Annotated in this window: 14 protein-coding genes and 2 pseudogenes; all 16 read right to left on the bottom strand. The window is 66.6% G+C overall.

All coding sequences use genetic code 11. The annotated features are described in order from the left end of the window. Positions 1 to 64, bottom strand: a pseudogene (gene rplF, locus UW392_RS27130) (50S ribosomal protein L6); the annotation flags it as partial. A 24-nt stretch (positions 65 to 88) separates the two neighbouring features. Next, the gene (gene rpsH / locus UW392_RS27125) at positions 89 to 487 is read right to left on the bottom strand and encodes a 30S ribosomal protein S8 (protein ID WP_320777749.1); all 399 of its coding nucleotides are present in this window, start codon (positions 485 to 487) and stop codon (positions 89 to 91) included. 214 nt (positions 488 to 701) lie between these two features. Beyond that, the gene (locus UW392_RS27120) at positions 702 to 887 is read right to left on the bottom strand and encodes a type Z 30S ribosomal protein S14 (RefSeq protein ID WP_003956452.1); all 186 of its coding nucleotides are present in this window, start codon (positions 885 to 887) and stop codon (positions 702 to 704) included. Positions 888 to 892: 5 nt separating this feature from the next. Beyond that, on the bottom strand, positions 893 to 1,450 hold the full coding sequence (rplE, locus tag UW392_RS27115; protein WP_007384074.1) for a 50S ribosomal protein L5: 558 nt from the start codon (positions 1,448 to 1,450) through the stop codon (positions 893 to 895). After that, positions 1,450 to 1,773 carry a 50S ribosomal protein L24 gene (gene rplX / locus UW392_RS27110; RefSeq protein ID WP_003992365.1) on the bottom strand — a complete coding sequence of 108 codons (324 nt, stop codon included), beginning with the start codon at positions 1,771 to 1,773 and terminating at the stop codon, positions 1,450 to 1,452. The genes rplE and rplX overlap by 1 nt, the downstream gene beginning before the upstream one ends. Positions 1,774 to 1,775: 2 nt before the next feature. Continuing rightward, entirely contained in the window at positions 1,776 to 2,144 is a 369-nt protein-coding gene (gene rplN / locus UW392_RS27105; RefSeq protein WP_003974257.1) for a 50S ribosomal protein L14, read from the bottom strand. A 100-nt stretch (positions 2,145 to 2,244) separates the two neighbouring features. After that, positions 2,245 to 2,529: a 30S ribosomal protein S17 gene (gene rpsQ / locus UW392_RS27100; RefSeq protein WP_320777748.1), complete on the bottom strand. Its 285-nt coding sequence runs from the start codon at positions 2,527 to 2,529 to the stop codon at positions 2,245 to 2,247. After that, on the bottom strand, positions 2,529 to 2,753 hold the full coding sequence (gene rpmC, locus UW392_RS27095) for a 50S ribosomal protein L29 (protein ID WP_010036720.1): 225 nt from the start codon (positions 2,751 to 2,753) through the stop codon (positions 2,529 to 2,531). The genes rpsQ and rpmC overlap by 1 nt, the downstream gene beginning before the upstream one ends. After that, positions 2,753 to 3,172, bottom strand: coding sequence for a 50S ribosomal protein L16 (rplP, locus tag UW392_RS27090; RefSeq protein WP_255954215.1), 420 nt, complete (start codon positions 3,170 to 3,172; stop codon positions 2,753 to 2,755). The genes rpmC and rplP overlap by 1 nt, the downstream gene beginning before the upstream one ends. Positions 3,173 to 3,177: 5 nt before the next feature. After that, positions 3,178 to 4,005, bottom strand: coding sequence for a 30S ribosomal protein S3 (gene rpsC, locus UW392_RS27085; protein WP_320777747.1), 828 nt, complete (start codon positions 4,003 to 4,005; stop codon positions 3,178 to 3,180). Next, on the bottom strand, positions 4,005 to 4,352 hold the full coding sequence (rplV, locus tag UW392_RS27080; protein ID WP_003974262.1) for a 50S ribosomal protein L22: 348 nt from the start codon (positions 4,350 to 4,352) through the stop codon (positions 4,005 to 4,007). Before rplV ends, rpsC begins: the two co-directional genes overlap by 1 nt. 42 nt (positions 4,353 to 4,394) lie before the next feature. After that, positions 4,395 to 4,676 (bottom strand): 30S ribosomal protein S19, encoded by a 282-nt coding sequence (gene rpsS, locus UW392_RS27075; protein ID WP_320777746.1) that lies wholly within the window; start codon positions 4,674 to 4,676, stop codon positions 4,395 to 4,397. A 12-nt stretch (positions 4,677 to 4,688) separates the two neighbouring features. Continuing rightward, entirely contained in the window at positions 4,689 to 5,525 is an 837-nt protein-coding gene (gene rplB, locus UW392_RS27070) for a 50S ribosomal protein L2 (RefSeq protein WP_018543909.1), read from the bottom strand. A 38-nt stretch (positions 5,526 to 5,563) separates the two neighbouring features. Further along, positions 5,564 to 5,983, bottom strand: a complete 420-nt coding sequence (gene rplW / locus UW392_RS27065) for a 50S ribosomal protein L23 (RefSeq protein WP_320777745.1) — start codon at positions 5,981 to 5,983, stop codon at positions 5,564 to 5,566. Further along, positions 5,983 to 6,636 (bottom strand): 50S ribosomal protein L4, encoded by a 654-nt coding sequence (gene rplD / locus UW392_RS27060; protein WP_320777744.1) that lies wholly within the window; start codon positions 6,634 to 6,636, stop codon positions 5,983 to 5,985. Before rplD ends, rplW begins: the two co-directional genes overlap by 1 nt. Positions 6,637 to 6,644: 8 nt before the next feature. Further along, positions 6,645 to 6,751, bottom strand: a pseudogene (gene rplC / locus UW392_RS27055) (50S ribosomal protein L3); the annotation flags it as partial.

Here is a 6,751-nt window from a genome sequence, read left to right as displayed (position 1 = left end):
GGCCGTCGATGGTGACGTCCACGCCGGCGGGAACCGCGATGGGGAGCTTGCCGATGCGCGACATAGCTGTTTCCTCCGTTCCCTTCTGCTACCAGACGTAGGCGAGGACTTCCCCACCCACGCCCTTCTTGCCGGCCTGCTTGTCGGTGAGGAGCCCGTGCGACGTGGAGATGATCGCCACGCCGAGGCCGCCCAGCACCTTCGGCAGGGAGGTGGACTTCGCGTAGACCCGGAGACCGGGCTTCGAGATCCGCTTGATGCCCGCGATGGAGCGCTCACGGTTCGGGCCGAACTTCAGCTCGAGGGTGAGGTTCTTGCCGACCTCGGCGTCCTCGACCTTCCAGCCCGTGATGAAGCCCTCCTGCTGGAGGATCTCCGCGATGTGAGACTTGATCTTGGAAGCGGGCATCACCACGGAGTCGTGGTACGCCGAGTTCGCGTTCCGCAGACGCGTAAGCATGTCTGCGATCGGATCAGTCATGGTCATGAATTGGCCTTCGGCCTCTCTCGCCGTGGTTTCCTGGTGCGCCATCCCTCTCCCCGATCCGAGACGGGACGGGTGCGGCGCGGTGGACCTACGGCGTAGTAAGTCGTATGGGCGGCGACAGACGCCCAACCCCACAAGCCTAAGGCATGCGGGCTGGGCGTCTGACCGCCCTCGATGCTTACCGAGAGCCCTGGAAGTCCCCTTTTAGGGGGTACTACCAGGAGCTCTTGGTCACGCCCGGCAGCTCGCCACGGTGAGCCATCTCACGAAGGCACACGCGGCAGAGGCCGAACTTGCGGTACACGGAGTGCGGACGGCCGCAGCGCTGGCAGCGGGTGTACGCACGCACACCGAACTTGGGCTTGCGAGCAGCCTTGGCAATCAGAGCCTTCTTCGCCATCTCGCTCACGCCTCCTTGAAGGGGAAGCCGAGGTGACGAAGGAGCGCACGGCCCTCAGCGTCGTTGGTCGCCGTGGTCACCACGGTGATGTCCATACCCCGGGTGCGGTCGATCTTGTCCTGGTCGATCTCGTGGAACATGACCTGCTCCGTGAGACCGAAGGTGTAGTTGCCACGGCCGTCGAACTGCTTGGGGGACAGGCCGCGGAAGTCGCGGATGCGCGGCAGCGCAAGCGACAGGGTGCGGTCCAGGAACTCCCACATGCGGTCGCCACGGAGCGTGACGTGGGCACCGATCGGCTGACCCTCGCGCAGCTTGAACTGCGCGATGGACTTGCGGGCCTTGGTGACGGCCGGCTTCTGACCGGTGATGGTGGTCAGGTCGCGGATCGCACCGTCGATCAGCTTCGAGTCACGGGCGGCGTCGCCGACACCCATGTTGACCACGATCTTGACGAGGCCGGGGATCTGCATGACGTTCTCGTACTTGAACTCGTCACGCAGCTTGCCCGCGATCTCCTCGCGGTACTTCGTCTTCAGACGCGGAGTGGTGGTGGTAGCCATCAGATGTCCTCACCCGTCCGCTTGGCAACGCGGATCTTGTTGCCTTCGTCGTCGAAGCGGTAACCGACGCGGGTCACGACCTTGTTGCCGTCCTTCTCCACGACCAGCTGGACGTTGGAGACGTGGATCGGCGCCTCGGTGGTGACGATGCCGCCGGCCTGCGAACCGCGAGCGGTCGGCCCGGCCTTGGTGTGCTTCTTGACCCGGTTGACACCCTCGACCAGGACGCGGTCCTCACGGGGGAAGGCCGCGATGACCTTGCCCTGCTTGCCCTTGTCCTTACCGGTGATGACCTGGACCAGGTCGCCCTTCTTGATCTTCATGCTCACAGCACCTCCGGCGCGAGGGAGATGATCTTCATGAACTTCTTCTCGCGCAGCTCACGGCCGACGGGGCCGAAGATACGGGTGCCGCGGGGGTCGCCGTCGTTCTTCAGAATGACGGCGGCGTTCTCGTCGAAGCGGATGTACGAGCCGTCGGGACGGCGGCGCTCCTTGACGGTGCGAACGATGACCGCCTTGACGACGTCACCCTTCTTCACGTTGCCACCGGGGATCGCGTCCTTGACGGTGGCGACGATGACGTCACCGATACCCGCGTAGCGGCGACCGGAGCCACCGAGCACACGGATGGTCAGGATTTCCTTCGCACCCGTGTTGTCGGCGACACGCAGTCGCGACTCCTGCTGGATCACGTCTATCTCCTGATTGTCTGCCGGTTCCCCGGGAGCCGGTCAGCGACCGGCTCCCGGAGCCTGGCGGAACTGTCCCTGCGAGGAATGCCCCGCAGGGAATTTACTTGGCCTTCTCGAGGATCTCGACGATGCGCCAGCGCTTCGTGGAGGACAGCGGCCGGGTCTCCATGAGGAGGACGCGGTCGCCGACACCAGCGGCGTTCTGCTCGTCGTGCGCCTTGAGCTTGTTCGTACGGCGGATGACCTTGCCGTACAGCGCGTGCTTGACGCGGTCCTCGACGGCGACAACGACGGTCTTGTCCATCTTGTCGCTGACGACGTAACCCTCACGGGTCTTGCGGAAGCCGCGCGCGTCGTTGTTCTCAGTCACGTTGTTCTCGCTCATCAGGCGCTCTCCACCGTTTCGATGCCCAGCTCGCGCTCGCGCATCAGGGTGTAGATCCGCGCGATGTCCTTACGGACGGCCTTGAGCCGGCCGTGGTTCTCGAGCTGACCCGTCGCCGCCTGGAAGCGGAGGTTGAACAGCTCTTCCTTGGCCTCGCGGAGCTTGTTGAGCAGCTCCTCGTTGCCCAGCTCGCGCAGCTCGGACGCCTTGGTACCGGCCGACATCACGCTTCACCTGCCTCGCGCTTGACGATCTTGCACTTCATCGGCAGCTTGTGAGCCGCACGGGTCAGGGCCTCGCGCGCGATCTTCTCGTTGGGGTACGACAGCTCGAACATGACGCGTCCGGGCTTGACGTTGGCGATCCACCACTCCGGCGAACCCTTACCGGAACCCATGCGGGTCTCGGCAGGCTTCTTGGTGAGGGGGCGGTCCGGGTAGATGTTGATCCAGACCTTGCCGCCACGCTTGATGTGGCGGGTCATGGCGATACGAGCCGCTTCGATCTGGCGGTTCGTGACGTAGGCCGGGGTCAGCGCCTGGATGCCGTACTCGCCGAACGCAACCTGCGTGCCACCCTTGGCCATGCCGCTGCGCTTGGGGTGGTGCTGCTTGCGGTGCTTGACCCTACGGGGGATCAGCATTTCGGTCAGGCCTCCGTTCCGGTGCTTTCCGGAGCGGCAGCGGCGGGCGCGTCAGCCTTGGGGGCTTCGGCGGCCGGAGCCGACTGCTGCTGCGGCTTGCGCCCACGACGCTCGCCACCGCGGCCACCACGGGCCGGGCGGTCGTTGCCACCACGGGCCGGGCGGTTGCCGGCACGGGCGGCGGCGTTCTCGGCGCGGACCTCGGCGATGTTCTTGACGTCGCCCTTGTAGATCCAGACCTTCACGCCGATGCGGCCGAAGGTCGTCTTGGCCTCGAAGAAGCCGTAGTCCACGTTGGCGCGGAGCGTGTGCAGGGGCACACGGCCCTCGCGGTAGAACTCCGAGCGGGACATCTCGGCGCCGCCGAGACGGCCACCGCACTGGATCTTGATGCCCTTGGCGCCGGCCTTCATCGTGCCCTGCATGCTCTTGCGCATGGCACGACGGAAGGAGACGCGGGAGGACAGCTGCTCGGCGACGGCCTGGGCCACCAGCTGAGCGTCCGTCTCCGGGCTCTTGACCTCGAGGATGTTCAGCTGGACCTGCTTGCCGGTCAGCTTCTCCAGGTCACCGCGGATGCGGTCGGCCTCGGCGCCGCGGCGGCCGATGACGATACCCGGGCGAGCCGTGTGGATGTCCACGCGGACGCGGTCACGGGTGCGCTCGATCTCGACCTTGGAGATGCCGGCGCGCTCCATGCCGGACGTCATCATCCGACGGATGGCGACGTCTTCCTTGACGTAGTCCTTGTACAGCTTGTCGGCGTACCAACGCGACTTGAAGTCGGTCGTGACACCGAGCCGGAACCCGTGCGGGTTTACCTTCTGGCCCATTACCGGGTTCCTTCCTTGCTGCTGACGACCACGGTGATGTGGCTGGTCCGCTTGCGGATCCGGTAGGCACGGCCCTGGGCGCGCGGCCGGAACCGCTTCAGGGTCGGACCCTCGTCGACGTACGCCTCGGAGATGAAGAGGCTGTCGGCGTCGGTGTGGTCGTAGTTGTGCGCGGCGTTGGCAATGGCGCTGTCCAGCACCTTGCCGACCGGCACGCTCGCGGCCTGCGGGGCGAAACGCAGGACCGCCTGAGCCTCCGTGGCGTCCATGCCACGGATGAGGTCCACCACGCGGCGGGCCTTCATGGGCGTGACGCGGATGTACCGCGCCTGGGCCCTGGCTTCCATGGTTGTCCCTTCAGTGTTTGTCATGGTCTGTCACCCCGCTGACTAGCGGCGCTTCGACTTCCGGTCGTCCTTGACGTGACCCCGGAAGGTGCGCGTCGGCGAGAACTCGCCGAGCTTGTGGCCGACCATGGACTCGGTGACAAACACCGGGATGTGGGTCTTGCCGTTGTGCACCGCGATCGTGTGGCCCAGCATGCTGGGGACGATCATCGAGCGACGGGACCAGGTCTTGATGACGTTCTTGGTGCCTGCTTCGTTCTGCGTGTCCACCTTCTTGATCAGGTGGTCGTCGACGAAGGGCCCCTTCTTCAGACTGCGCGGCATCTCAACCCGTCCTTAGCGCTTCTTGTTCGTCTTGCGGCGGCGGACGATGTACTTGTTCGACGCCTTCTTGGGCGAACGAGTACGGCCTTCCTTCTTGCCCCACGGCGACACGGGGTGACGGCCACCGGAGGTCCGGCCCTCACCACCACCGTGCGGGTGGTCCACCGGGTTCATGACCACACCACGGACGGTCGGGCGAACGCCCAGCCACCGCTTGCGGCCCGCCTTGCCCCAGTTGATGTTCGACTGCTCGGCGTTGCCGACCTCGCCGACAGTGGCGCGGCAGCGGACGTCGACCAGGCGGATCTCACCGGACGGCATGCGCAGGTGGGCGTAGGCGCCCTCCTTCGCGAGCAGCTGCACCGAGGCGCCGGCGGAGCGGGCGAACTTGGCGCCGCCACCGGGACGGAGCTCGATCGCGTGGATCGTGGTACCGACCGGGATGTTGCGCAGGGCGAGGTTGTTGCCCGGCTTGATGTCGGCCCCGGGGCCGTTCTCGACGCGGTCACCCTGCTGCAGGTTGCGCGGGGCGAGGATGTAGCGCTTCTCGCCGTCGGCGTAGTGCAGCAGCGCGATGCGCGCGGTGCGGTTGGGGTCGTACTCGATGTGCGCGACCTTCGCCGGCACGCCGTCCTTGTCGTGACGACGGAAGTCGATCACGCGGTAGGCGCGCTTGTGTCCGCCACCCTGGTGGCGAACGGTCACACGACCGGCGTTGTTACGGCCGCCCTTGCTGTGCAGCGGGCGGACCAGCGACTTCTCCGGCGTGGACCGCGTGACCTCGACGAAGTCGGCGACGCTGGCGCCACGACGGCCCGGCGTAGTCGGCTTGTACTTGCGGATTCCCATTTCTCAGTCCTCGTCCGATATCGGACGATCCGACCCGCTTACGCGGTCGGACCGCCGAAGATGTCGATACGGTCGCCCTCGGCGAGGGTCACGATCGCGCGCTTGGTCGCGGCACGCTGGCCGAAACCGGTGCGGGTGCGCTTGCGCTTGCCCTGGCGGTTGATCGTGTTGACCCCGGTGACCTTGACCGAGAAGACCGCCTGGACGGCCTCCTTGATCTGGGTCTTGTTGGCCCGCGGGTCGACGATGAACGTGTACTTGCCGTCGTCGAGGAGCGCGTAGCTCTTCTCGGAGACGACCGGCTTCAGCAGGACGTCACGGGGGTCCGTGTACGACTTGCTCAGCGGGGTCTCGACGGTGTTCTTGCCCTCGGTGGCGTGGCGCTTCGCCTTGGCGACGCGCGCGGCCTTGGCGGCCTTGGCCGCCTTGGAGGCGATGCTCGGGTGACGCGTAGCCATCAGGCTTCGCTCCCTTCGGTGTCAGTGGCCTTCGGGCCGGACACGAAGGACTCGAAGGCGGCCTGGGTGAAGACCACGTCGTCCGAGACGAGAACGTCGTACGTGTTCAGCTGGCCCGGCTCCAGAATGTGGATCTGGGGCAGGTTGCGGGCGGAGAGCCACGCGGCCTCGTCCGAACGCTCGGCGACGAGCAGCAGGTTCTTGCGCTCGCTGATCTTGCCGAACAGCGTCTTGGCGGCCTTGGTGGAGATCTCGCCCTCGATCACGCCGGTGACGACGTGGATGCGGTCGTGGCGGGCCCGGTCGGTGAGGGCGTGGCGCAGGGCCGCGGCCTTCATCTTCTTCGGGGTCCGCTGCGAGTAGTCACGCGGCTGCGGGCCGTGGACGACGCCACCGCCGGCGAACTGCGGCGCGCGGGTCGAGCCCTGGCGGGCGCGGCCGGTGCCCTTCTGGCGGTACGGCTTCTTGCCGCCACCACGGACCTCGCCGCGACGCTTGGTCTTGTGCGTGCCCTGGCGGGCAGCGGCGTTCTGCGCGACGACGACCTGGTGGATCAGCGGGATGCTGATCTTCTCCACGCCGAAGATCTCCGCGGGGAGCTCGACGCTACCGGTCTTCTCGCCCGCAGGCGAAAGGATGTCAACAGTGCTCATCGGTTACCTCAGGCCCCCTTGGCCGCGGTGCGGACCAGGACGAGGCCGCCGTTCGGACCGGGAACCGCGCCCTTGATGAGCAGCAGACCCTTCTCCGCGTCAACGGCGTGGACGG

Source organism: Streptomyces sp. CRN 30 (assembly GCF_034105845.1).
Note: the sequence above shows the minus strand (reverse complement) of the source record. Positions and strands in the feature narration are given on the sequence as shown.

Excerpts from the sequence above, each read along its gene's own strand:
- rpsH (WP_320777749.1), bottom strand. The coding sequence starts at position 487 with ATGACCATGACTGATCCGATCGCAGACATGCTTACGCGTCTGCGGAAC.
- UW392_RS27120 (WP_003956452.1), bottom strand. The coding sequence starts at position 887 with ATGGCGAAGAAGGCTCTGATTGCCAAGGCTGCTCGCAAGCCCAAGTTC.
- rplE (WP_007384074.1), bottom strand. The coding sequence starts at position 1,450 with ATGGCTACCACCACCACTCCGCGTCTGAAGACGAAGTACCGCGAGGAG.
- rplX (WP_003992365.1), bottom strand. The coding sequence starts at position 1,773 with ATGAAGATCAAGAAGGGCGACCTGGTCCAGGTCATCACCGGTAAGGAC.
- rpsQ (WP_320777748.1), bottom strand. The coding sequence starts at position 2,529 with ATGAGCGAGAACAACGTGACTGAGAACAACGACGCGCGCGGCTTCCGC.
- rpmC (WP_010036720.1), bottom strand. The coding sequence starts at position 2,753 with ATGTCGGCCGGTACCAAGGCGTCCGAGCTGCGCGAGCTGGGCAACGAG.
- rplP (WP_255954215.1), bottom strand. The coding sequence starts at position 3,172 with ATGCTGATCCCCCGTAGGGTCAAGCACCGCAAGCAGCACCACCCCAAG.
- rpsC (WP_320777747.1), bottom strand. The coding sequence starts at position 4,005 with ATGGGCCAGAAGGTAAACCCGCACGGGTTCCGGCTCGGTGTCACGACC.
- rplV (WP_003974262.1), bottom strand. The coding sequence starts at position 4,352 with ATGGAAGCCAGGGCCCAGGCGCGGTACATCCGCGTCACGCCCATGAAG.
- rpsS (WP_320777746.1), bottom strand. The coding sequence starts at position 4,676 with ATGCCGCGCAGTCTGAAGAAGGGGCCCTTCGTCGACGACCACCTGATC.
- rplB (WP_018543909.1), bottom strand. The coding sequence starts at position 5,525 with ATGGGAATCCGCAAGTACAAGCCGACTACGCCGGGCCGTCGTGGCGCC.
- rplW (WP_320777745.1), bottom strand. The coding sequence starts at position 5,983 with ATGGCTACGCGTCACCCGAGCATCGCCTCCAAGGCGGCCAAGGCCGCC.
- rplD (WP_320777744.1), bottom strand. The coding sequence starts at position 6,636 with ATGAGCACTGTTGACATCCTTTCGCCTGCGGGCGAGAAGACCGGTAGC.